This window comes from Micromonospora sp. NPDC049151 (genome assembly GCF_040648395.1).
Taxonomy (GTDB): Bacteria; Actinomycetota; Actinomycetes; order Mycobacteriales; family Micromonosporaceae; genus Micromonospora.
In genome coordinates, this window is the sequence record NZ_JBEZDP010000042.1 from 1 (window position 1) to 23,906 (window position 23,906).

Below are 23,906 nucleotides of genomic sequence, written 5' to 3' on the forward strand. Positions count from 1 at the left end.
TCGAACCCCAAGGCCCCATCGAGACCGAAGCAGCCCGACGCCTCGACGACGAACTCAACCACAAGTAGTCACCGGGTTACCCAACACTCTCTCAGCCGGCGCGGTGGCGGCGGTGGGCGCGGGTGGTCTCGACGGGCCGCCCCGGGTCGACGTGGCGTGGCAGGTCCGGCTCGTCGGGGCGCAGCGCCACCAGGTCGTCGGTGATCGCGTCGATGATCCGGTCAGTGGCCTGCCGGGCCGCGCCGGGGGAGCCGGAGCGCAGGTCGTCCAGCGGCACCGGGGCGCCGAAGTGCACCCTGATGGCGGGCCGGCGGACGACCGCCCGGGCGACCGCGCGCAGCATCCCCTTGGGCGCCCGGTAGGGCAGCACCTCGTGCGAGCCCCACTGGGCGACCGGCACCACAGCGGCGCCGCCGGCGAAGGCGAGCCGGGCGGCGCCGGTCTTTCCCCGCTCGGGCCACATGCCGGGGTCGAGCCCGATGCGCCCCTCCGGGTAGACCAGCACCACCGAGCCGCCGGCCACCGCCTCGGCGGCGACCTCCAGTGACCGGTGCACCGCGGCGGTGCCCCGGTCGACGCGGATGTGCCCGGCGTGGCGCATCAGCGCCCCGATCACCGGGGTGCGGAACAGCCCGCCGGTGGCCATGATCCGGGGCGCGACCCGCCGGACCCGGCAGGCGGCGGCGAGGACCACCGGGTCGAACGGGCTGATGTGGTTGGCGGCCAGGACCAGCGGGCCATGGCGCAGCGCGTCGGGCACGTCGCCGGTGACCTCCAGCCGGCCGACCAGCCTGACGGCGGCGCAGGCGAGCGTCTGCGCGGCCCGCCACAGCAGCGGCGCGCGCCAGGGGGTGCTGTTCATCAACGCTGGATGGTCGCACGAGCCAGGGCGATCCCGGCACCCGGGCACGGTGATCCGGGGACCGCAGGGTCCTCCGGCAAGGGTGAGCCCGGGACCGCAGGTCCTCCGGCAAGGGTGATCAGGGTCATTGGTCCCGGGCCGGGTGGGGCCCTGCGGCCCTGCTGGTCTCCCTACGACGACGAGTAGTATCTACTACGTCTCGTAGTATGCGCAGCTGGGGGTTTTCAGGTGGACGCGTTGGACGTCGCCCGCTGGCAGTTCGGTGTCACCACCGTCTACCACTTCTTGTTCGTGCCGTTGACCATCGGCCTGTCCGTGCTGGTGGCGATCCTCCAGACCATGTGGCACCGCACCGGCAACGAGCGGTACCTCAAACTCACCAAGTTCTACGGCAAACTGTTTCTGATCAACTTCGCGATGGGTGTGGTCACCGGCATCGTGCAGGAGTTCCAGTTCGGCATGAACTGGAGTGACTACTCCCGCTTCGTCGGCGACATCTTCGGTGCGCCGCTGGCCATCGAGGCCCTGGTCGCGTTCTTCCTCGAATCCACGTTCATCGGTCTGTGGATCTTCGGCTGGGACCGGCTGCCCAAGCGCCTGCACCTGGCCTCGATCTGGGCCGCCGCGATCGGCACCAACCTGTCGGCGTACTTCATCCTCGCCGCCAACTCGTTCATGCAGAACCCGGTCGGCTTCCGGATCAACCCCGAGAGCGGCCGCGCCGAGCTGACCGACTTCGTCGCCGTGCTCACCAACAAGGTCGCCCTGATCACCTTCCCGCACACGCTGGCCGGTGCGTTCCTGGTCGCCGGGTCGCTGATGGTCACCGTCGGCCTGTGGCACGTGATGCGCAACCGCGACAGCGCCGACACCGGCGCGTACCGCTTCGCCACCAAGCTCGGTTCCTGGGTCGTCCTGGTCTCCTCGGCGCTCGTCATCCTCACCGGCGACATCCAGGGCAAGATCATGACCGAGGTGCAGCCGATGAAGATGGCCGCCGCCGAGGGCCTCTACACCACCGAGAGCCCCGCCTCGTTCTCCGTGCTCACCGTCGGCAGCCTCGACGGCAGCCGCGAGCTGTTCGCCATCAAGATCCCGTACCTGCTGTCGTTCCTCGGCACCGGCGACCCCAATGGCACCGTGCAGGGCATCAACGACCTCCAGGCCCAGTACGCCAGCCAGTACGGCCCCGGCAACTACGCCCCGATCATCCCGGTCACCTACTGGAGCTTCCGCTTCATGATCGGCTTCGGGCTGGCCGCCGCCGCGATCGCGCTGCTGGTGCTCTGGAGCCAGCGCAAGGGCCGCACCCCCACCAGCAAGTGGCTGCTGCGCGCCGGCCTGGTCATGCCCGTGCTGCCGCTGCTCGCCAACTCCTTCGGCTGGATCTTCACCGAGATGGGCCGCCAGCCGTGGATCGTCTTCGGCGAGATGCTCACCCGCGACGGCGTGTCCCGCAGCGTCTCCCTGACCGAGGTCCTCACCTCCTTCACCGCGTTCACCCTCATCTACGCCGTCCTCGCGGTGGTCGAGTTCAAGCTGCTGGTCCGCTACGCCCGCGCCGGCGTCCCGGACGTCACCCCGCAGACCGACGACGACGACACCGACGACGCCGAGCGCCCGCTGGCGTTCGCCTACTGACACCCCGGAGCCCAACCGTGGAACTGACGACCGTCTGGTTTCTCCTCGTAGCAGTGCTCTTCACCGGCTACTTCATCCTCGAAGGCTTCGACTTCGGCGTCGGGATGCTGCTGCCGGTGCTCGGCCGCGACGACCGGCAGCGCCGCGTCCTGATCAACACCATCGGCCCGGTCTGGGACGGCAACGAGGTGTGGCTGATCACCGCCGGCGGCGCCATGTTCGCCGCCTTCCCCGAGTGGTACGCCACCCTGTTCTCCGGCTTCTACCTGCCGCTGCTGCTCATTCTGCTGGCCCTGATCGCCCGCGGCGTCGCCTTCGAGTACCGCCACAAGCGGCCCGAGGCGTCCTGGAAGCGTCGCTGGGACCAGGCCATCTTCTGGGGCTCGGCGATCCCGGCCGTGCTGTGGGGCGTGGCGTTCGCCAACATCTTCCGCGGCGTGCCCCTGGACGCCGACCACGAGTACGTCGGCGGCCTGTTCGACCTGCTCAACCCGTACGCGCTGCTCGGCGGACTGACCACGCTGGGGCTGTTCCTCACCCACGGCGCGGTGTTCCTGGCGCTCAAGACCACCGGTGACATCCGGGAACGCGCCGGCGCCCTCGCCGTCAAGCTCGGGGTCGGCACCGCAGTGGCCGCCGTGGCGTTCCTGAGCTGGACGCTGACCATCCGCTCCAGCGCCGCCGCCGTCGTGCTCGCCGTCGGCGCCGCCCTCGCCCTGCTCGGCGGTCTGGCCGCCGCCAAGGTACGCCGGGAGGGCTGGGCGTTCACCGGCACCGCCGTGGCCATCGCCCTGGCCGTGGCGACGCTGTTCGCCGCGCTGTTCCCGAACGTGATGCCGTCCACCCTCGACCCGGCCGGCACGCTCACCGCCACGAACGCCGCGTCCACCCCGTACACCCTGAAGATCATGACGTGGGTGGCAGTGGTGTTCACGCCGATCGTGCTGGCGTACCAGGGTTGGACGTACTGGGTGTTCCGCCGCCGAATCGGGGTACAGAACATTCCGCAACACTGATCGACCTGTGGGCGCAGGGGCGCGGGGCCGGTGCGAGGGGGTCGCACCGGCCCCGCGGGGCGTCCAAGGGTCAGCGCGCCTCGCGCAGCTCCGCCAGCCGCGCCTCGATCTCGGCCAGCTCGGCGCGCAGCTTCTCCGCCTGCTGCTCGGCCTCGGCCCGCTCGGCGGCCAGGATCTGCTCCACCGCCTCCTGCACGCCGGGCACGTCGACAAGCGCGACCATCCGCAGCGCCTCGGCCGGCTTCACCACGTACGGCCGGGCCAGCGCCTTCGTGCCCTGCTGCGCGGCCACCGTCCACTCGCCCTCGGCGTAGGCCAGCGTCACGGTCAGCCCCGGCGGCGTCTTCGGCTTCGCGGCCTTCACCGCCCGCTTCGCCGGCTTCGGCTCCGCCGGCGGCGCCTCGGCCTTCGGCTCCTCCCGGCGCGGCGCCGGTACCCGCGGCGTGTCCAGCACGAACTCCGGCTCCGGCGCGGCCGGCGGCTGCGCCGGCTCCGGCTTCGCCTCCGTGGCCGGACGCCGCCCGGCGCCCTTCGGGGCGATCGCCACGTCGGCGGGGGAGAACGGCAGCTCGTCGCGGCCGAACCGCACCACCACGAACTCCTCCGACGCCGCCGGGTCGGTCAGCTCCACCACCTGCCCGAGCTGCCCGGCCATCTGCCCGGCCGCCTCGGTGAACACCACCCGGGGCTTGCGGCCCGCGGCCAGCGCCTCCCGGATCCCCTGAATCTCGTCAGTGGACAAACCCTGACCCGCCATCACGCCCTCTTCCGTACACCTGTTTGACGCAGCCTTGATACCAGCTGGCTGCGACACCACGAAGATCAGCCCCCGAGGGCCCGCAACGCCGCGTCGGCGTGCTCGTTCATGCTCAGCTCGCTGCGCACCACCGCGAGCACCCGCCGGTCCGTGCCGATCACGAACGTCATCCGCCGCGTGCTCAGCGGCCCCAGCGGCAGCCGCCGCCGCACCCCGAACGCCTGCGCGACCACGCCGTCGGCGTCGGAGAGCAGCGGATAGCCGAGCCCGTGCCGGCGGGAGAACTCCGCCTGCCGCTGCACCGGATCCCGGCTGATCCCCACCCGTTGCGCGCCCACCGCCGCGAACTCCGCCGCCAGGTCCCGGAAGTGGCAGCTCTCCGCCGTGCAGCCCCGCGTCATCGCCGCCGGGTAGAAGAACAACACCACCGGCCCGGCGGCCAGGAACTCCGACAGCCGCCGTGGCGTGCCCGTCTCGTCCGGCAGCGTGAAATCCTCGACCAGGTCACCGACACCCACCGCGTCACTCATGACGCGAGGATATGTAGACACCGGCGATCCCGCTCCGTCGTACCCGGCGAGCGGCGGGAAGGCACCGCCGCACGACGCGAAGGACCGACAGTGAAATACGTGATCATGATTCATTCCAACCCGGAGCCGTGGGGCCACCCCACCTCCGACTACCTCGCCGCCCACCAGGAACTGCCCGCCGAGGTCCGCGACCGGCTCAACGCCGACTTCGAGCAGGTGATGGCCGAGCTGCACGCCAACGGCGAACTGGTCGGCGGTGAGGCGCTCGCCGACCCCCGCACCGCCCGGCTCTACCGGTGGAGCGACGGCGCGCCACTTGCCACCGACGGCCCGTACTCCGAGGCCAAGGAACACCTCGCCGGCTTCTTCCTCATCGACGTGCCGGACCAGGCCCGCGCGGACGCCGTCGCCGCGAAGTTCGCCGGCCCGGGGGAGACCGTCGAACTGCGGCCCCTGATGTGGCCGGGCGGCTCCGATCAGTGACGTGACGCCGCTGGCGGACGTGTGGCGCCGGGAGGCGCCGCACGTCCGCGCCGCGCTGCTGCGCCGCTACGGGCACCCCGACGCCTGCGAGGACGCCCTCCAGGACGCGGCGGAGGCGGCCGCCGCCCGGTGGCCGCTCACCGGCGTGCCCGACGAACCCCGGGCCTGGCTCATCCGGGTCGCCTCCCGCCGGCTGATCGACCGGATGCGCGCCGACACCGCCCGCACCCGCCGCGAGCGGCTCGACGCGGCCCGCCAACCCGACGCCGGCCGCGTGCCGGCGCTCGACGAGACTCCCGTGACCGGGGCCGACGACACGCTGCGACTGCTGTTCCTGTGCTGTCACCCGGCGCTGAGCCGCGCCTCGCAGGTCGCGCTGACCCTGCGCGCCGTGGCCGGACTGCGCGTGGAGCAGATCGCCGCCGCCTACCTGGTGCCGGCCCGGACCATGACCCAGCGGCTGAGCCGGGCCCGCGCGACGCTGCGCGAGGCCGGCGCCCGGTTCACCATGCCACCGCCGCACGCGCTGCCCGACCGGGTGGCCGCCGTGCTCGACGTGTGCCACCTGGTGTTCAGCGAGGGCTACGCCCGCACCTCCGGCGACCAACTCCTCGACGTGGAACTCGCCGAGGAGGCGATCCGGGTCACCCGGCAGGTCCACGCCGCGCTGCCCGACCACCACGAGGTCACCGGCGCGCTGGCGCTGATGCTGCTCACCCACGCCCGCTCACCCGCCCGCACCGACGCCGCCGGTGACCTCGTGCCGCTCGCCGAGCAGGACCGCACCCGCTGGCGTCGCGACCTCATCGACGAGGGAGTCACGCTGCTCGACCGGGCCCTGCCGCACGGCCCGGTGGGCCGCTACCAGCTCCAGGCGGCCATCGCCGCCGTGCACGCCGAGGCGCCGGCCTTCCCGGAGACCGACTGGCTGCAGATCAGCGTCCTCTACGACATGCTGAGCCGGGTCGCTCCCAGCCCGTTCGTCACCCTCAACCAGGCCGTCGCCGTGGCCATGGCGCACGGCCCCGCCATCGGACTGGCGCTGCTCCCGCTGCTCGCCGACCCGGCGACGCGCGACCACCACCGGCTGCACGCCGTCCGCGCCCACCTGCTGGAACTCCACGGCGATCCGCGGGCCGCCGCCGAGCACTACCGGCTGGCCGCGCGGCTCACCGGCAGCCTGCCCGAACAGCGCTACCTCAACCGGCGTCTGAGCCGCCTGACCAGCGGCGCCTGATCCGTTCGGCGGCTGCGACCCGCAGTCACCGCCACACCGCGGCCACCTCGTCGGCCACCGCGTCGGCCTGGGCGAACCCGGCCCGCGCCGACGCCGCCCGCCGCGCCGGATCCAGCACGTTACGGCCGATCGCCGTGCGCGCCGTCCGGTCCGGCGACACCACCGCCACCCGTGCCCCCGCCTCCCGCAACGCCGCGACCTGCGCCGCCGGCCGCGGCATCGGCCCCACCGCCGCACGCGTCGGCGCCAGCACCACCACCTGCCCGCACCCGGCCGCCAGATCCGCGTTCACCGGCGACCGCACCCCGCCGTCGACGTACCGCCGGCCGTCGACGGTCACCGGCGGCCACACCCCCGGCACCGCGCAGCTGGCGCCGACCGCGTCCACGAGCGACACCCCGCTGTCGGCGTCGAACACCACGAACTCACCCGACGCCGCGTCCACGGCGGTGACCAGCAGCCGCGCCGCCGGCCAGTCCGGCGACGGCAGCCGCGCCGCGATCACCGCCCGCCGCGACTGCTCCGACGGAGTACGCGCCGACAACGCCATCGCGCCGATCCGCGCCCGGGCCCGCGCCGCGTCGCGGCCCCGCCCACCGGCCCACGCCCAACGCAACAGCACACCGGCGCCGAGCCGGGCCGGCACCTCGTCGCGCGGCGGCCGAAACTGCGCCTCGTACAGCTCCGTCAGCGGCGTACCCGAGCGCACCTGCGCCCCGACCACCGACCCGGCCGACGTGCCCACCACCAGGTCCGCCTCGTCCAGCCGCAGGCCGTGCCCGGCGAGCCCGGCCAGCAGGCCCAGCTCCCAGGCCACCCCTGTCACCCCGCCGCCACCCAGCACCAACGCGCGCCCCATGTGACAGTCCTCTCCACCCCGGATGGTCCCGCCCACGGTAACGTCGGCCCTCACCACCAGGTAGGGGAGAGGAATTGAGCTCCGTCACCATCGTCACCGGGGGAGGGCGCGGCATCGGCGCGGCCACCGCCCGCCGGCTCGCCGCCGACGGCCACGACCTGGTCATCGGCTACCGCACCGACCACACCGCCGCCGAGGCGGTGGCCGCCGACGTGCGCGCCGCCGGCCGCCGCGCGGTCACCGTCGCCGCCGACACCACCGACCCCGACCAGGTACGCCTCATCTTCGACGCCGCCGACCGGCTCGGCCCGCTCACCGGCCTGGTCAACAACGCCGGCGTCACGAGCCCGATCGGCCCGTTCACCGACCTGCGCGTCACCGACCTGCGCGAGGTCGTCGACGTCAACCTCATCGGGTATGTGCTGTGCGCCCAGCAGGCCGCCCGGCGGCTCACCAGCGGCGGCGCAATCGTCAACGTCTCCTCGGTGGCCGCCACCCTCGGCTCACCCGGCGAGTACGTCCACTACGCCGCCGTCAAGGCCGCCACCGACACCCTCACCGTCGGGCTGGCCAAGGAACTCGCGCCGCGCGGCATCCGGGTCAACGCCGTCGCCCCCGGCATCATCCGTACCACCATCCACGCCCGCTCCGGCGTGCCCGACCGCCCCGACAGCGCCGCCGGCCGGATCCCGATGGGCCGTGCCGGGGAACCCGAGGAGGTGGCCGGCGCGATCGCGTACCTGCTCGGCGCGGACGCCTCGTACACCACGGGCGCGGTGCTGCGCGTCGGCGGCGGTCTCTGACCCGGCGGCGGCCCGGGGGACATCCCCCCGGGCCGCCGTCCCGCCTGTGCTACTCGGTGAACAGCTTCGCCGCCGTGATCGCCGTCTGCACCACCCCGTAGCCCAGCAGCGCCGACACCAGCAGCCACGACACCACCAGACGGGCTCCCTGCCCGCCACCGGTCCGCTCGTTCACGATCCGCTCCTCTCCGTCGCACCCGGTGCTGTCCCGTCCCGCCCGGACGCCGGCTCGTGGTAGCGCTCCGGCACCGGCCGCACCAGAAGGTTCGCCACCAGACCCACGACCAGCACGCCGACCATCGTGAACAACGCCGGCCGGTACGCCGCCGCGGTCAACGTGCCCGGCTCGCCCTGCGCGTCGAGGAACCCGTTGACGATCAGCGGCCCGGCCACACCCGCCGCCGACCACGCGGTCAGCAGCCGGCCGTGGATCGCACCCACCTCGAACGTGCCGAACAGGTCCCGCAGGTACGCCGGCATCGTCGCGAAACCGCCGCCGTAGAACGACAGGATCACGCAGGCCAGCAGCACGAACAACGCTGTCGCGGTCTGCCCGAACAGTGCCAGCAGCAGATACAGCACCGTGCCCACGCCCAGGTACAGCACGTAGATCGGCTTGCGGCCGATCACGTCCGACGTGGACGACCACACGAACCGGCCCGCCATGTTGAACAGCGACAGCAGCCCCACGAACCCGCCGGCCGCCGCCACCGACACCGCCGACGTCCCGTTGTCCCGGAAGAAGTCCTGGATCATCGGGCTGGCCTGCTCCAGGATCCCGATGCCCGCCGTCACGTTGCAGAACAGCACCACCCACAGCAGCCAGAACGACCGCGTCCTCAGCGCGTTCGCCGCCGACACGTTCGCGGTCGTCACCAGCGGCTTCTCCGCCACCTGCGCCGGGTCGAACCCGGCCGGCCGCCAGCCCGGCGCCGGCACCCGAACGTTGAACACCCCGAACATCATGATCACGAAATAGCCGAGGCCGAGCGTCACGAACAGCCACACCAGCGCCGACCCCGACGCCGTGGAACCGCTGTCCGACGGGTCGTAGCCCGAGTCGTAGAGCGACAGCAGCTGGCGGGACAGGGGAGAGGCCACCATCGCCCCACCACCGAACCCCATGATCGCCAACCCGGTCGCCAGACCCGGCCGGTCCGGAAACCACTTGATCAACGTGGAGACGGGGGAGATGTACCCGATCCCCAGACCGATCCCGCCCAGCACCCCGTACCCCAGATACAGCAACCACAGCTGGCCGGTCGCGATGCCCAGCGCCCCGACCAGGAAGCCCGCCGCCCAGAAACACGCCGAGACGAACATCGCCTTACGCGGGCCGTTCGCCTCCACCCACGTGCCGGCCACCGCGGCCGACAACCCCAGCATCACGATCGCGATACTGAAGATCACCCCGATCGCCGTCTGCCCCGTGTCGAAGTGCGCGATCAGGGAGTTCTTGTACACGCTCGTCGCGTAGACCTGCCCGATGCACAAATGGATCGCCAGCGCCGCCGGAGGGATCAGCCAGCGGCTGTACCCCGGCGGCGCGACGGTGTGCCGACGATCGAGTGCGGAAAGCATCGTTGCTTCCTCCGTCCAGATGGCGAGAACCCCTCGGTTCATGCCCCCACCGCACGCCGCGCCCAAACCCGCCGAGCGCCGGACGGTCGGAACAATGAGCCGAACGGCCGCCGCCGCAGCCACCCGGTCATCATCCCACCACCAACCGTCACCACCAGCGGAGATGCGACGATGACCGGGTGAAGATCCTGTCCATCCAGTCGTCGGTCGCCTACGGCCACGTCGGCAACTCCGCCGCCGTGTTCCCCCTGCAACGCCTCCGGCACGAGGTCTGGCCGGTCCTGACCGTGCACTTCTCCAACCACACCGGCTACGGCGCCTGGCGCGGCCCCCTGCTCGCGCCCACCGACGTCGCCGACGTCATCGCCGGCATCGAGGACCGCGGCGTGCTCGGCACCGCCGACGCCGTGCTCTCCGGCTACCAGGGCGACCCCGCCGTCGGCGCCGTCATCCTCGACGCCGTCGCCCGCGTCAAGGCCGCCAACCCGGCCGCCCTCTACTGCTGCGACCCGGTCATGGGCGACGTCGGCCGCGGCATGTTCGTCCGCCCCGGCATCCCCGAATACCTCCGCGACACCGTCGTCCCCCGCGCCGACATCGTCACCCCCAACCAGTTCGAACTGGAATTCCTCGCCGGCCGCACCACCGGCACCCTCGACGACCTGCTCGCCGCCGTCGACGCCGTCCGCGCCACCGGCCCCCGGCACGTCCTGGTCACCAGCGTCCTGCACGGCGACCTGCCCGCCGGCCACCTGGAGGTCGTCGCCGTCTCCGACGACGGCGCCTGGGCCGTCACCACCCCGCTGCTGCCGATCACCCCCAACGGCGGCGGCGACGTCACCGCCGCCCTCTACCTCGCCCATCTCGCCACCACCGGCTCACCCCGGACCGCCCTGGAACACACCACCAACTCGATCTACGCCGTACTCGAGGCCACCCTCGAAGCCGGCACCCGCGAACTGCAGATCGTCGCCACCCAGGACGCCATCGCCGACCCGCCCACCCGTTTCACCGCCCGCCGGCTGCGCTGACAGCCCCCGCCCGCCCGGGCGCACCTGCCGCACAGGTGCGCCCGGGCGGCGACTCGCCGCTCGAACAGGTGGACGACACCGCCGCCGAACAGCGAAGATGCACGGGTGCCCCCGGTCACCGACGACCCCGCGTTCGCCCAACGCCTCCGCGACCTGACCCGGCTACGCCGCGTCCGCGACCGCATCGACCGCGAATACGCGCAACCCCTCGACGTCGAAGCCCTCGCCCGCGGTGAGCACATGTCCGCCGGACACCTCAGCCGCCAGTTCCGCCAGACCTACGGCGAGTCCCCGTACGCGTACCTCATGACCCGCCGCATCGAACGCGCCATGGCCCTGCTGCGCCGCGGCGACCTCAGCGTCACCGACGTCTGCTTCGCCGTCGGCTGCCAGTCCCTGGGCACCTTCAGCACCCGCTTCACCGAACTCGTCGGCGAACCACCCAGCGCCTACCGCGCCCGCCACGCCCCCGACACCGCCGAACCGCCCCCGTGCCTGACCAAACAAGCCACCCGACCGGTCAGGAATCGAGAAGCCCGCACCGGCCGGCAGCACTAGCGTGACCACCATGACGATCACCATTCACTACGCGTTCCTGCCGCACACCGACGCCGACGCCGCCATCGCGTTCTACCGCGACACCCTCGGCTTCGAACTCCGCAACGACGTCGGCCGCGGCGACACCATGCGCTGGCTCACCGTCGGCCCACCCGAACAGCCCGAGACCGGCATCGTCCTGCACCCACCCGCCGTCGACCCCGGCATCAACGACGACGAACGCCGCACCATCCTCGAACTCATCGCCAAGGGCAGCTACGGCGCGCTCACCCTCGCCACCGACGACCTCGACGGCCTGTTCGACAGGCTCGCGGCAAGCGGCGCCGACGTCGTCCAGGAACCCACCGAACAGCCCTACGGTGTACGCGACTGCGCCTTCCGCGACCCCACCGGCAACCTCATCCGCATCAACGAACGGCGCTGACCCGCACCACGGACGGAGAGACCATGAGCGAGGCCACCACCGGCCTGCACCGCGCCGACAGCCACGACATCATCCGCGTCCACGGCGCCCGCGAGAACAACCTGCGCAACGTCGACGTCGAGATACCCAAACGCCGCCTCACCGTCTTCACCGGCGTCTCCGGCTCCGGCAAGAGCTCACTGGTCTTCGGCACCATCGCCGCCGAGTCCCAACGCCTCATCAACGAGACCTACAGCGCCTTCGTCCAGGGCTTCATGCCCACCCTGTCCCGCCCCGAGGTCGACGTCCTCGAAGGCCTCACCACCGCCATCATCGTCGACCAGGAACGCATGGGCGCCGACCCCCGCTCCACCGTCGGCACCGCCACCGACGTCAACGCCATGCTGCGCATCCTGTTCAGCCGCCTCGGCGACCCCCACATCGGCCCGCCCAACGCCTACTCGTTCAACGTCCCCTCCGTACGCGCCGCCGGCGCCATCACCGTCGACCGCGGCCCCGGCAAGACCCAGACCAAGAAGGGCACCTTCAACCGCCTCGGCGGCATGTGCCCCCGCTGCGAGGGCCGCGGCGCCGTCACCGACTTCGACCTCACCGTCCTCTACGACGAGAAGCTCTCCCTCAACGAGGGCGCCATCACCATCCCCGGCTACAGCATGGACGGCTGGTACGGCCGCATCTTCCGCTCCAGCGGCCTGTTCGACCCCGACAAGCCCATCCGCGACTACACCAAGCGCGAACTCGACGACCTGCTCCACAAGGAACCCACCAAGATCAAGGTTGACGGCATCAACGTCACGTACACCGGCCTCATCCCCGCCATCAGCAAGTCGATGCTCGCCAAGGACGTCGACGCCATGCAGCCCCACATCCGCGCCTTCGTCGAACGCGCCATCACGTTCACCACCTGCCCCGACTGCGACGGCACCCGCCTGGCCCCCGAAGCCCGCTCCTCGAAGATCAACGGCATCAACATCGCCGACGCCTGCGCCATGCAGATCAGCGACCTCGCCACCTGGATACGCGACCTGCGCGAACCCTCCGTCGGCCCACTGCTCAAAGCACTGGGGGACACCCTCGACTCCTTCGTCGAGATCGGCCTCGGCTACCTCAGCCTCGACCGCCCCGCCGGCACCCTCTCCGGCGGCGAGGCCCAGCGCACCAAGATGATCCGCCACCTCGGCTCGTCCCTCACCGACGTCACCTACGTCTTCGACGAACCCACCATCGGCCTGCACCCCCACGACATCGCCCGCATGAACAACCTCCTGCTGCAACTGCGCGACAAGGGCAACACCGTCCTCGTCGTCGAACACAAACCCGAGACCATCGCCATCGCCGACCACGTCGTCGACCTCGGCCCCGGCGCCGGCACCCACGGCGGCACCATCTGCTACGAAGGCACAGTCGCCGGCCTGCGCGCCAGCGACACCACCACCGGCCGCCACCTCGACGACCGCGCCACCCTCAAGACCGCCGTGCGTACGCCCACCGGCGCCCTGCCGATCCGCGGCGCCCGCACCCACAACCTGCGCGACGTCGACGTCGACATCCCCCTCGGCGTCCTGGTCGTGGTCACCGGCGTCGCCGGCTCCGGCAAGAGCAGCCTCATCCACGGCTCACTGGCCAAACGCGACGGCGTCATCGCCGTCGACCAGACCGCCATCCGCGGCTCCCGCCGCAGCAACCCGGCCACCTACACCGGCCTGCTCGACCCCGTCCGCAAGGCCTTCGCCAAGGCCAACGGCGTCAAACCCGCCCTGTTCAGCGCCAACTCCGAAGGCGCCTGCCCGACCTGCAACGGCGCCGGCGTCATCTACACCGACCTCGGCATGATGGCCGGCGTCGCCAGCACCTGCGAGGACTGCGAAGGCAAACGCTTCCAGCCCGCCGTGCTCGACTACCACCTCGGCGGCCGCGACATCAGCGAGGTCCTCGCCATGTCCGTCGACGAGGCCGAGACGTTCTTCAGCGACGGCGACGCCCGCACCCCGGCCGCCCACACCATCCTCGACCGGCTCGCCGACGTCGGCCTCGGCTACCTCACGCTCGGTCAGCCCCTGACGACGCTGTCCGGCGGGGAGCGGCAACGCCTCAAGCTCGCCACCCGGATGGGGGACAAGGGCGGCGTGTACGTCCTCGACGAACCCACCACCGGCCTGCACCTGGCCGACGTCGCCCAGCTGCTCGGCCTGCTCGACCGGCTCGTCGACGCCGGCAAGTCCGTCATCGTGATCGAACACCACCAGGCGGTCATGGCGCACGCCGACTGGATCATCGACCTCGGCCCCGGCGCCGGGCACGACGGCGGCCGGATCGTCTACGAGGGCAACCCTGCGGATCTCGTCGCCGCCCGGTCCACGCTCACCGGCGAACACCTCGCCGACTACGTCGGCGCCTGAGCGCCGCCGCGCCCGCTGAGGCCCCCGGCCGCGCCGCGGGTCTCAGCGGGACAGGCCGGCCATCCGGGCCGGCGGCGCGGTGCCGGGTTCCACCAGGCCGCACTGGTACGCGGCCACCACCGCGTGCGTCCGGTCCCGCAGCCCCAGTTTCGTCAGGACCCGGCTGACGTGGGTCTTGACCGTCGCGTCGCCGAGCACGAGATGCTCGGCGATCTCCCGGTTCGACATCCCGTACGCCATCAGCACCAGCACCTCCCGCTCCCGCGGGGTGAGCCGGCGCATCTGCACCGGGGTGGGCAGTCCCGGGTCGGGCCGGGCGGCGAGGTCGTCGAGCAGCCGCCGGGCCACCGCCGGATCCAGCCACGCCTCCCCGGCGGCGACCGCCCGGATCGCCGACACCAGCTCGGCGGGCGCGGCGTCCTTGAGCACGAAACCGGAGGCGCCCGCCCGCAACGCGGCGTGCACCGCCTCGTCCACGTGGTACGTGGTCAGCATGATGATCCGTACCGGCCGCTCCGGATCGTCGATGAGCTGCTCGTCCGCCATCAACCGGGTCGCGGCCAGCCCGTCGGTGCCGGGCATCCGCACGTCCATCAGCACCACGTCCGGGCGCAACCGGCGACTGACCTCGACGGCCTGCGCCCCGTCGTCGGCCTCGGCGACGACCTCGATGTCAGGTTCGTTGGTGAGCAGCATCGCGAGCCCCGCCCGTACGAGCGGCTGGTCGTCCGCGAGCAGCACCCGGATCATGAAGGCTCCCGTCGTCGGCGGCCGTGACAGTGGCCCCACCACATGATCATCGACGTCGGCGCCGCCGGCCAGCCGGATGTCGCACAGCGGACACGCGTTCACCCGACAACCGGCGCCCCGCCGTCACCCGACGCCGCCACCAGGTCGCCGCGCTGCGCGACCGGCAGCGTCGCGCTCACCCGGAACCCGCCCTCCGGACGCGGCCCGGCGACCAGGCGGCCGCCGACGCGCTCCAGCCGCTCGGCGAGGCTGGCCAGCCCGTTGCCGGTGGACAGTCCCGCTGCCGAGCCCGGCTCCCGGCCCGTGCCGTCGTCGTCGACGCGCAGCAACAGCACCCGCTCCCGCCACCCGAAATGAACAGTCGCGCAGGCCCGCCGACCGACGTGCTTGAGCGTGTTCGTCAGGCTCTCCTGCACCGTCCGGTACGCCGCCAGCTCGATACTCGGATCCAGCGGGCTCGGGCTGCCGGACACCGACATGGTCACTGTCAGCCCCGCGCACCGCATCGACGTCAGCAGCACCTCGATGTCGTCCAGCCGCGGCTGCGGGCCGGGCTCACCGTCCGCCGGGCCCGACTCGGCCCGCATGACCGCCAGCAGCCGCCGCAACTCCGCCATCGCCTGCTGCCCGGCCTGCTGGATGTGCAGCAGCGCCTCCCGCGTCCGCTCCGGGTCGGACGCGCTGATCCGCGCGGCACCGGCGGCCTGCAGCACCATCACCGTCACCGAATGGGACACCACGTCGTGCAGCTCCGCGGCGATGCGGCGACGCTCCAACGCCACCGCCTCCGCCCGCGCCACCCGCCGCTCCCGTTCCAGCTGGGCCACCCGCCGCCGGTGCCGCCGCACCACCGACCCGGCCGTCCACGCGGCCGCGTAGATGAGCGCGAACATCAGCGCGGTCACCACGAACTCACCGGCCCGCGCGCCCGGGTTCGGTTCCACCCGGAACGAGTCGAACGCGCTGAGCAGGCTCCGGGCGCACGCCGCCGCGTACGCCACCGCCGACACCACGAGCGGCCGCAACGCCGCCACCGTGTACAGGGCCACGATCAGGCCCACCCACGGCCGGTAGTCGTGCAGCAGGAACCACATCGCCACGCCGTGCACGCACTCGAAGGCGAACACCGCGACCGGCGCGCGGACCCGCCACCACAGGGCACCGACCGACAGCACCGCGGCGAGCACCTGCAACCACTGCCGGGCCGGGCCGACCGGCTCGCTCTGGATCACCACGGACGACGCGGTGAACAGGTCGAGCAGGCCCAGCACCGGCAGCAGCAGAAGATCGTGACGCCACCATCTCGCCGCCCGCGCCGGGTCGGACGGCGCCACCGCACCGGCCACCGAGGTCATCGGCGGGTCAGGAGTCTTCCGCGGGGCAGCCGATCCCGAACAACCGGCACGTCCAGGACAGCGGAGAGCCGTCGTCGTCACCGCCTCCGTCACCGTCGGGCGGCGGCGTGGCCGCGCTCACCCGGTGCGTGGTAACCGGCACCGCCGGCCGGCCCGGCTCACCCCGGCGGCCCGCCCCGGCCAGCACCACCGGCGCCACCACGTCGGCCGCGACGCCCGCGGCCACCCGCCACCGCCCGTCCGCGTCGTCGGCGAGCATCGCCAGCACCCGGCGCACCGACAAGGCATCAGTGCCGTACCCGCCGGCGACCGTCTCACCGGCGAGGGACACCATCAGCAGGTCCGCCTCGTCACGGTGCAGCACCGACACCTCCGCGACCGCGAGCGACCACGCGTCCCCGCCGGCCACACCCACCAGACGCACCGCGTCACCGGACCGGGCCCGGCCCGCGCCCACCGTCCTCAGCAGACACCGCCGGCCGTCCAGCGGCACCCCACGCGCCACTGTCACCCACCCGGCCGGCCGCTCCGCCTGCAGGAACACCACCACCGGCGGCGACTGGACCTCGGTTCTCATCACGGACCTCCACAGAAGGAACTGCGGGCGGACAGCCCGCGTACGCGAGAAATTCTGGCCCACACCGGCCCGCCGGACGTCCCCGTACCGGGTGACATCCGGTGTCCACTTCCAGACGGACCCCCGCCACCCGGCACCCAGCCGGGACGGACCCCGAACCTCGCCCCACGGCCGGACGCCAACACCCGCCGGCGACCACCACGATGGAACCAGTCCGGACGACGACGGCCCCACACCGAACGCCCCCGGACACCCAACCCATCCGTCACGGCCGCGAGGTTTGCCATGCCCACGCCCGGTGCGTTCCTGATCGCCGACCCGGTCCACGTCGACTCACCGGCGTACGTCGCCGACACGGCGAGCCGGTTCCCGCTGGCCGACCAGACCCCGCCCGACGGCTGGCGCGTCGCCGAGCACGGCGGCTGGGTCATGTGGCACCCGCCGCACGCCCAGCTGCCGCAGCAGGGCTGGAAAGTCCACGTGTCAGTCGGCCTCGACGACGCGGCCGACGTCCTCGACCTGGTACGCGACCACTGCGTGAACCACCGCGTCGCCTTCAAGTTCCAGCGCAGCCGCCGCCTCGCCCTGGTCAACAACGAGAAGTACGCCCACCGCGCCGGCAGCGGCAAACTCGCCGCCCTCTACCCGGCCGACGACACCGCCCTGCGCCGCATCCTCGACGACCTCGGCGCCCGCCTCGCCGGCTACCGCGGCCCGTACGTCCTCAGCGACCTGCGCTGGCACGACGGCCCCCTCTACCTGCGCTACGGCGGCTTCGCCGAACTGTGGTGCGTCGACGGCGACCAGCCCGTCCCCGCCGTCACCCGCCCCGACGGAACCCTCGTCCCCGACCGCCGCGAACCCGTCTTCACCGTGCCCGACTGGGCCCCCGTACCCGACTTCGTCGCCGAACACATCGCCGCCGTCGACGCCCAGACCGACGACGAACCGCCCTACCGCATCGAGGAAGCCCTGCACCACTCCAACGCCGGCGGCGTCTACCGCGCCACCGACCTGCGCGACGGCCGCACCGTCGTCCTGCGCGAAGCCCGCCCGCACGCCGGCCTCGACGGCGCCGGAACCGACGCGCTCACCCGCCTGCGCCGCGAAGAGGACATGCTGCGCCGGCTCGCCGGCCTCGACTGCGTCCCACGACTGCTCGACCGCCTCACCTGGTGGGAACACCACTTCCTCGTCGAGGAGCACGTCGAAGGCGACACCCTCCAGCACCACCTCGCCATGCGGCACCCCCTGATCCACCCCGACCCCACCGAGAAGGACCTGACCGACTACACCACCTGGGCACTCGACGTCATCGACCAGGTCGAGGCAGCCCTGTCCCAGATACACGCCAGGGGAGTGGTCTTCGGCGACCTGCACACCGCCAACATCATGATCCGCCCCGACGGCCGGATCGTCCTCGTCGACTTCGAACAGGCATACCTGCTCGACGAGGACTTCACCCCGTCACTCGGCGACCCCGGCTTCGCCACACCCCGCATCCGCCGCGGCCCGGCCGTCGACAGATACGCGCTCGCCTGCCTCCGCCTCGCCGTCTTCGTCCCACTGACACCACTCGCGGCGCTGTGCGACGACAAGTTCGACGACCTCACCACTGTCGCCCGGCGCTTCCCCCTGCCACCCGGCTACCTCGACCGCATCCGCGACGACCTGCACACCGCCCTGAACCCGGCCCCGTCCGCACCCGGCCGCCGCCGCGTCACCCGCTACCCCTGGCCCGCCGACCAACGCCAGCTGATCGCCTCACTCGCCGCCGGCATCCGCGCCACCGCCACGCCGCACCGCACCGACCGGCTCTTCCCCGGCGACCCCGGCCAGTTCCCACACGGCGGCGCCACCCTCGCGCACGGCGCCGCCGGCGTCATCTGGGCACTCGTCACCACCGGCGTCGACTACCCCGAACGCGACGAACACCTCGACTGGCTCACCCGCGCCGCCCACCGCCTGCCCGCCGCCCACCTCGGCCTCTACGACGGCCTGGCCGGCATCGCCGCGCTGCTCGACCGGACCGGACACCACGACGACGCCGATGAACTACTCGACCGATGTCGCACCGGCCTCCACGACCGCTACGGCCCCGGCCTGCACAGCGGCCTCGCCGGCATCGGACTCGCCCTGCTCCGCCCCGGCAGACCCGTCCCCGACGCCGCCCTGCACCTCGGCGACCGACTCGCCCGCACCCTCACCGGCGACACGAGACACCCAGTGCCCGAACCCGCACGCCCCGGCCTGCTCCACGGCTGGTCCGGCCCCGCGATCTTCCTCACCCGCCTCCACGAAGCCACCGCCGACCCCGCCTGGCTCCGCGCCGCCCGCACCGCCCTGCGCCGCGACCTGCAGCACACCGTCCGCGACGACAACGGCAACCTGCACGTACGCGACGGCGCACGGCGACTGTTCTACCTCGACGAAGGCAGCGCCGGCATCGCCGTCGCCGCGCACACACTGCTGCGCCACGGCGAACGCCCCTGGCTGCGCGACATCGTCACCACCGTCCACCGCACCATCGACGTCGAGTTCGTCCTGCTACCCGGCCTCTTCCACGGCCGCGCCGGACTACTCGCCACCACCGCCCTGCTCACCGACGACCCGCCGCGCACCACCCCGCACGGTCCCGCCGGCCTCGTCCGCGACGACGCGCCCCGCCACACCCCGGCCCACCTGACCCGGCTCGCCTGGCACGCCTACGCCCTCGACGGCCACCTCGCGTTCCCCGGCGACACCCTGCTGCGCATCTGCACCGACCTCGCCGCCGGCGGCGCCGGAATCCTCTCCGCGATCCACGCCGCGCTGCACCGCACCGCAGTCACGCTGCCCTTCCTCGACGCGCCCACCCACGTCGCGCCCACCGGCCACCTCCTGGCCGCGAGCTGAACCAGCCGGCGCCCACAGACCCCGTCGGAACCACCGACGGCCAGCCCCACCACACCCGAGAAGGAGGTGAACCCCCATGACGAAGCTCCTCAACCTGCAGGCCATGGCCACGCAGAACGGCACCCGCCACGCGGTCCCGCCGCAGTCCAGCAGCATCAGCATCGCCTGCTGCAACGGCTGAGACGGCAGTGGCGACAGCCACACCTGATCCGCCTGGCGACCCGGGCGGGGGCGACAACCGCCCCCGCCCGGGTCCGCCGTCAACCCGCCCGGTGGAGCCGACCTCCCGCCCGCCACCACGCCCACGGAGCCCTCATGCCACCCACCGGCCTGCGACACAACCGCGACTTCCTCCTCATCACCGTCGCCCGCACCGCGTCGAAACTCGGCACCCAGGTCACCGCCGTCGCCACACCGCTCCTCGTTCTCATGACCACCGGCTCCGCCACCGACGCCGGCCTCGTCGCCTTCGCCGAAGGCATCGCCCTCGTCCTCGTACTCCTGCCCGCCGGCCTGCTCGCCGACCGCCGCGACCGGCGCATCCTCATGCTCTGCTGCGACGGCGGCGCGCTGCTCGCCGTCACCGGCGTCACCCTCCTCGCCCTCGTCGGACACGCGCCCGTCCTGCTGCTCGCCCTCCTCGCCGCCGCCACCGCCGGTCTCGGAGCCGCGCTGCAACCCGCCGCCGCGGCAGCCACCCGCGCCGTCGTCCCGGCCCGGGACCTGCGTACGGCCACCGTGTTCAACGAGACCCGCAACGGCGTCGTCCACCTGGCCGGCCCACCCCTCGGCGGCTTCCTGTTCGGCCTCGCCCCGGCACTGCCGTTCCTCGTCGACGCGATCTCGTACACCGTCTCCCTGATCGCCGTGGCCCTGCTGCGCGGCCCGCTCGGCCGCACCCTGACCACGCCGGGGGAGTCGCTGCCCCGGCAGGCGGTCGCCGGTGTCCGGTTCCTGTGGCGGCACCCCTCACTGCGGTTCACGCTGCTCAGCGGCGCCGTCCTGAACTTCGCATTCGCCGGCGTGCTGCTGGCGATCATCGTCGTGCCGGTCCGCAACGGCGCCTCCGGCCTGTCCGCCGGAACCGTCATGGCGTGCGTCGGGCTCGGCGCCGTCGCCGGGTCACTCGTCGCGTCCTGGCTGACCGCCCGGGTACCCACCCGCTGGCTGATCCTCGCGGTCATCTGGGCCTGCGGCGTGCTCACCACCGCGATGGCCACCACCGACAACGGACTGGTCCTGGGCGCGCTCGCCGGTGCCTGCGTCCTGGTCGTACCGGCGGCGAACATCAGCATGCTGACCCTCCAGACCCTGCTGACCCCCGGCGAGCTCCAGGGCAGGGCGAACGCCGCCACCAGCTTCATCGCGCTGATCGTGGCGCCGTTCGGTCCGGCGCTGTCCGGTCTGCTCATCGACCGGGTACCGGCCCCGGTGGTGTTCGGCAGCTTCGCCGCCGTCATGCTGGCGCTCGCCGTCGTCGCGGCCCTCGCACCCGCTGTGCGCGCCATGCCGGACCTGCGGTCTGTCGAGGACGGTCAAGAGGCGGGGGAGGCCGAGCACCGCGACCCGCAGCCGGTCTGAGGGACAGGGGAGAGGCATCGGTTCTGTTCTTCAGAACCGCGCCGGGACGTTCGGATGATCATGAGAACGCCTAGACATTCTTCCCGTCCCAGGCCACAAGGGACGAGGTGCCGGCGTAAAGCTGCGCAAGAGTTGACCGTGGTTCCGCTGCTGTACCTCAGGCCGGAAGCGGAGAGCCGCGTCGGTGTTGCTGGTGCCGGCCGGCCACTGTTGGGCCGGGGTGTTGAAGGCGCTGTCGGACGCTCTCAGCGTCGAGGACGGCCTCGTTACCAGGGTTCGATAATGTACATTATGTCAAGTTCCGCTTGGGGGTCTCCCCAAGCACCCGCGCGGGCGGCTGACCGCCTAACGCGGGCCCGGTCGGTGCCGGCGTTCAACCGATCACTCGTCGCACCCCGAACGCGGCACCAACTTCGCTCCCACGGACCGACGGCTCCCGCAGCAGAAGCAGCGTGGTGCGGTTACCGACCACCGCGCGGTCGGCTCGTTGGTCCGCAACGGGCGCAATGTCGCCCGGGCTTTCACCGCGCCCGGCAGCCCGCCGAGGCGCGAACTCCACCGACACCGGTCCTCCGGCGTCGCCCCCTCATCTCGTTTCACCATTCCGGCGATCATGAGGTTGGTGGCGACAAAGTGGACAGGATTCCCGGTCAACTTCATGATCGCCGGAACAGAGCGGGTGCCGGCCCTTCCGCCCTCTCTCCCGGCGCCTCCCGAGCGCCGACGGGCGTCGCTGTCGCCAGTTCGCCGAGGTGGCTGCATCGGAGCGCTCGGGATGCAGCCACCTCGGCGAGGTTGAGTTGATCATTGGTTGATCGGATGGCACTCCCCCTGGAATGACCCCTGACAGGAACGCGAGAATCATGCATAATATCCCTTATGCATGACAAACCGGACGAAACGGTAGGGGGTCTGATCAAGGAGTTCCTGACCGCCCGGGCCACCCGTAAGCCCTCCCCCCACACTCTGGCCGCGTACCGGCGAGACCTGACCACAGTGGCTGAGCTGGTCGCCGCCGACGGTGACACCACTCCCCTCCCCCTGGACCGTCTTGCGGTCGCCGCGCTCTCCCCCAAGGTGATGCGCGCGGCGTTCGCACGGTTCGCCGCTCCCCGCGCCGCCGCGTCGGTCCATCGTGCCTGGTCGACGTGGAACAGCTTTTTCACGTTCCTGGTGGCCGAGGGCGTCGTACCGGGAAATCCGATGCCGGCGGTGGGACGGCCCCGAACGCCGCTCCCCCGGCCCAAGCCGCTGCGGGGCGAGGACACCCCGGAGGAACTGCTGGCGGCGGTGGCGCGCGCGGAAGGCCGGCAGCGCGATCCGTGGCCGGAGCGCGACCTGGCGGTGCTGGCGCTGGCGTTGTGCGCGGGGTTGCGACTGTCGGAGCTGCTGGCGTTGCGGGTGTCGTCGGTGGCGGGGCGCGACGGCGAGCGGCGGGTGGACGTGGCGGGTAAGGGTGGGCGGCCGCGCACGGTGCCGATCGACGACGCCGTGGACCGGGTGCTTGTGGGTTATCTGGACAGCCGGCGGCGCCGGTTCGGGTCGCGCAGTGTGCGGCCGGACTCGCCTTTCCTGGTGGACCGGCAGGGTGAGGCGTTACGGCGGGGCGGGCTGCAGTACCTGGTGGAGTCGTGTTACCGGCGCGCGGGCATCGGTGACCGGGTGCCGCGGGGCGCGCGGTTGCACGCGTTGCGGCACACGTTCGCGACGCGGTTGGCGGAGGACGGGGCGAGCGCGGCGGAGATCATGCGATTGCTGGGGCACGCGTCGTTGGCGTCGTCGCAGACGTACATCGAGGTGACGGCGGGTCAGCAGCGGGCGGCGGTGGCGGCGAACCGCACCAACCGGGCGTTGTCGGGGTTGGTCAAGCGATAGCCGTCAGGCCGAGCTGAGCGGCGACGTAGGCCAAGTGGTGTGACGTTGCCCAGGCGATCCATTGGGAGGCGGTGCCGGGGCCGGCGTGGCGGGCGGCGCGCAGGGCGATCTGCTCGTCGCCCCAGGAGAAGTGACGCCCGGTGGGCGGCCAGTGGTCGGCGGATACGAGGGCCTGGCAGATGTCGTAGATGCCGCTGTTGCCGCTGCCCTTGCCGCCGCGCGGCGCACGGTAGGTCCACCAGGCGTCCTGGTGGGTGTAGCGGATGTTGGGTGCTGGCCCTCGGGGTCCGGAGCCGGCGCCGGGATAGGTGACGCCGTAGTCGGCGAACTGGATGTCGTGGTCCTTGAGCCGCTGCCAGAGGTCAAAGTCCCGCCTGCGGAGCGGGATGGCGGTGTGGGCTGGTACGTGGGAGATCGTGGCGGGCATGGCTCCGGCAGCGATGACGACCGCCTTCCATGGGCGGCGTCCGGCCCACACGAGGTGTTTGCGGACAAGGGGTTCGGCTCTCGTGAGGTGCCGGTCGGATGCCAACTCGGCGACGTCGATGACGAGGGTGCAGTTCTCGGGTTGCAGTTCGGTGGCGGAGAGGACGTGGCTTAGGGCGTGTTTCATAAGCCGGTCAGAGCCACTCGCAGATGATGGTGATGGTCAGGACGGCCTGGAAGCGGACGGCTAACTTGTCGTAGCGGGT

At 72.3% G+C, this 23,906-nt stretch carries 22 protein-coding genes; 12 read left to right on the top strand and 10 right to left on the bottom strand.

Features of this window, described 5'->3' with window-relative positions; all coding sequences use genetic code 11:
- Window positions 1-91 precede the first annotated feature (91 nt).
- A complete protein-coding gene (locus AB0B20_RS28410; RefSeq protein WP_357474931.1) occupies window positions 92-862 on the bottom strand; it encodes a lysophospholipid acyltransferase family protein in 771 nt (256 codons plus the stop codon).
- Window positions 863-1,090: 228 nt separating this feature from the next.
- Between AB0B20_RS28410 and AB0B20_RS28415 the strand changes: the two genes are divergently transcribed.
- Together AB0B20_RS28415 and cydB are read left to right on the top strand one after the other, a co-directional pair.
- Entirely contained in the window at window positions 1,091-2,503 is a 1,413-nt protein-coding gene (locus AB0B20_RS28415; RefSeq protein WP_357474934.1) for a cytochrome ubiquinol oxidase subunit I, read from the top strand.
- A 17-nt stretch (window positions 2,504-2,520) separates the two neighbouring features.
- Window positions 2,521-3,519: a cytochrome d ubiquinol oxidase subunit II gene (gene cydB / locus AB0B20_RS28420; protein ID WP_357474936.1), complete on the top strand. Its 999-nt coding sequence runs from the start codon at window positions 2,521-2,523 to the stop codon at window positions 3,517-3,519.
- Window positions 3,520-3,589: 70 nt separating this feature from the next.
- Here cydB and AB0B20_RS28425 read toward each other — a convergent pair whose 3' ends face one another.
- Both AB0B20_RS28425 and AB0B20_RS28430 read right to left on the bottom strand, forming a co-directional pair.
- A complete protein-coding gene (locus tag AB0B20_RS28425; RefSeq protein ID WP_357474939.1) occupies window positions 3,590-4,276 on the bottom strand; it encodes a hypothetical protein in 687 nt (228 codons plus the stop codon).
- Window positions 4,277-4,341: 65 nt separating this feature from the next.
- A complete protein-coding gene (locus AB0B20_RS28430) occupies window positions 4,342-4,806 on the bottom strand; it encodes a peroxiredoxin (RefSeq protein ID WP_357474942.1) in 465 nt (154 codons plus the stop codon).
- A 90-nt stretch (window positions 4,807-4,896) separates the two neighbouring features.
- Between AB0B20_RS28430 and AB0B20_RS28435 the strand changes: the two genes are divergently transcribed.
- Window positions 4,897-5,289, top strand: a complete 393-nt coding sequence (locus AB0B20_RS28435; protein WP_357474945.1) for a YciI family protein — start codon at window positions 4,897-4,899, stop codon at window positions 5,287-5,289.
- A 1-nt stretch (window position 5,290) separates the two neighbouring features.
- Window positions 5,291-6,526 (top strand): DUF6596 domain-containing protein, encoded by a 1,236-nt coding sequence (locus AB0B20_RS28440; protein ID WP_357474948.1) that lies wholly within the window; start codon window positions 5,291-5,293, stop codon window positions 6,524-6,526.
- 25 nt (window positions 6,527-6,551) lie between these two features.
- Here the strand turns inward: AB0B20_RS28440 and AB0B20_RS28445 are convergent, their stop codons facing one another.
- The gene (locus AB0B20_RS28445; protein ID WP_357474951.1) at window positions 6,552-7,385 is read right to left on the bottom strand and encodes a patatin-like phospholipase family protein; all 834 of its coding nucleotides are present in this window, start codon (window positions 7,383-7,385) and stop codon (window positions 6,552-6,554) included.
- 74 nt (window positions 7,386-7,459) lie between these two features.
- On the opposite strand from AB0B20_RS28445, the gene AB0B20_RS28450 reads away from it, so the two are divergent.
- On the top strand, window positions 7,460-8,188 hold the full coding sequence (locus tag AB0B20_RS28450; protein ID WP_357474953.1) for an SDR family oxidoreductase: 729 nt from the start codon (window positions 7,460-7,462) through the stop codon (window positions 8,186-8,188).
- Between the two features lie 49 nt (window positions 8,189-8,237).
- Here AB0B20_RS28450 and AB0B20_RS28455 read toward each other — a convergent pair whose 3' ends face one another.
- A complete protein-coding gene (locus AB0B20_RS28455; protein ID WP_357387390.1) occupies window positions 8,238-8,363 on the bottom strand; it encodes a hypothetical protein in 126 nt (41 codons plus the stop codon).
- Window positions 8,360-9,769 (bottom strand): OFA family MFS transporter, encoded by a 1,410-nt coding sequence (locus AB0B20_RS28460; protein ID WP_357387392.1) that lies wholly within the window; start codon window positions 9,767-9,769, stop codon window positions 8,360-8,362. Before AB0B20_RS28460 ends, AB0B20_RS28455 begins: the two co-directional genes overlap by 4 nt.
- A gap of 179 nt (window positions 9,770-9,948) precedes the next feature.
- Between AB0B20_RS28460 and pdxY the strand changes: the two genes are divergently transcribed.
- From pdxY to AB0B20_RS28480, 4 genes are all read left to right on the top strand, one after another.
- Entirely contained in the window at window positions 9,949-10,800 is an 852-nt protein-coding gene (pdxY, locus tag AB0B20_RS28465) for a pyridoxal kinase PdxY (protein WP_357474957.1), read from the top strand.
- Between the two features lie 105 nt (window positions 10,801-10,905).
- Entirely contained in the window at window positions 10,906-11,358 is a 453-nt protein-coding gene (locus tag AB0B20_RS28470) for a helix-turn-helix transcriptional regulator (protein ID WP_357387396.1), read from the top strand.
- 10 nt (window positions 11,359-11,368) lie between these two features.
- Window positions 11,369-11,782 (top strand): VOC family protein, encoded by a 414-nt coding sequence (locus AB0B20_RS28475; protein WP_357474961.1) that lies wholly within the window; start codon window positions 11,369-11,371, stop codon window positions 11,780-11,782.
- A 23-nt stretch (window positions 11,783-11,805) separates the two neighbouring features.
- Complete coding sequence (locus AB0B20_RS28480; protein ID WP_357474964.1) at window positions 11,806-14,181, top strand: excinuclease ABC subunit UvrA; 2,376 nt, start codon at window positions 11,806-11,808, stop codon at window positions 14,179-14,181.
- Window positions 14,182-14,223: 42 nt separating this feature from the next.
- Here AB0B20_RS28480 and AB0B20_RS28485 read toward each other — a convergent pair whose 3' ends face one another.
- The 3 genes from AB0B20_RS28485 to AB0B20_RS28495 all read right to left on the bottom strand — a co-directional run bounded on the left by AB0B20_RS28485 (window position 14,224) and on the right by AB0B20_RS28495 (window position 16,863).
- Window positions 14,224-14,931 (bottom strand): response regulator transcription factor, encoded by a 708-nt coding sequence (locus AB0B20_RS28485; RefSeq protein WP_357474967.1) that lies wholly within the window; start codon window positions 14,929-14,931, stop codon window positions 14,224-14,226.
- A gap of 98 nt (window positions 14,932-15,029) precedes the next feature.
- Entirely contained in the window at window positions 15,030-16,286 is a 1,257-nt protein-coding gene (locus AB0B20_RS28490; RefSeq protein ID WP_357474970.1) for a histidine kinase, read from the bottom strand.
- 7 nt (window positions 16,287-16,293) lie between these two features.
- Window positions 16,294-16,863 carry a hypothetical protein gene (locus tag AB0B20_RS28495; protein WP_357474973.1) on the bottom strand — a complete coding sequence of 190 codons (570 nt, stop codon included), beginning with the start codon at window positions 16,861-16,863 and terminating at the stop codon, window positions 16,294-16,296.
- A 285-nt stretch (window positions 16,864-17,148) separates the two neighbouring features.
- On the opposite strand from AB0B20_RS28495, the gene lanKC reads away from it, so the two are divergent.
- The 3 genes from lanKC (at window position 17,149) to AB0B20_RS28510 (ending at window position 23,214) form a co-directional block, all read left to right on the top strand.
- Window positions 17,149-19,758: a class III lanthionine synthetase LanKC gene (gene lanKC / locus AB0B20_RS28500; protein WP_357474976.1), complete on the top strand. Its 2,610-nt coding sequence runs from the start codon at window positions 17,149-17,151 to the stop codon at window positions 19,756-19,758.
- A gap of 315 nt (window positions 19,759-20,073) precedes the next feature.
- Entirely contained in the window at window positions 20,074-21,339 is a 1,266-nt protein-coding gene (locus AB0B20_RS28505; RefSeq protein ID WP_357387409.1) for an MFS transporter, read from the top strand.
- A gap of 879 nt (window positions 21,340-22,218) precedes the next feature.
- Entirely contained in the window at window positions 22,219-23,214 is a 996-nt protein-coding gene (locus AB0B20_RS28510) for a tyrosine-type recombinase/integrase (RefSeq protein ID WP_357474979.1), read from the top strand.
- Here AB0B20_RS28510 and AB0B20_RS28515 read toward each other — a convergent pair.
- A complete protein-coding gene (locus AB0B20_RS28515; RefSeq protein WP_357474982.1) occupies window positions 23,204-23,827 on the bottom strand; it encodes a hypothetical protein in 624 nt (207 codons plus the stop codon). The two genes, AB0B20_RS28510 and AB0B20_RS28515, sit on opposite strands and share 11 nt — an antisense overlap.
- Between the last annotated feature and the right edge of the window lie 79 nt (window positions 23,828-23,906).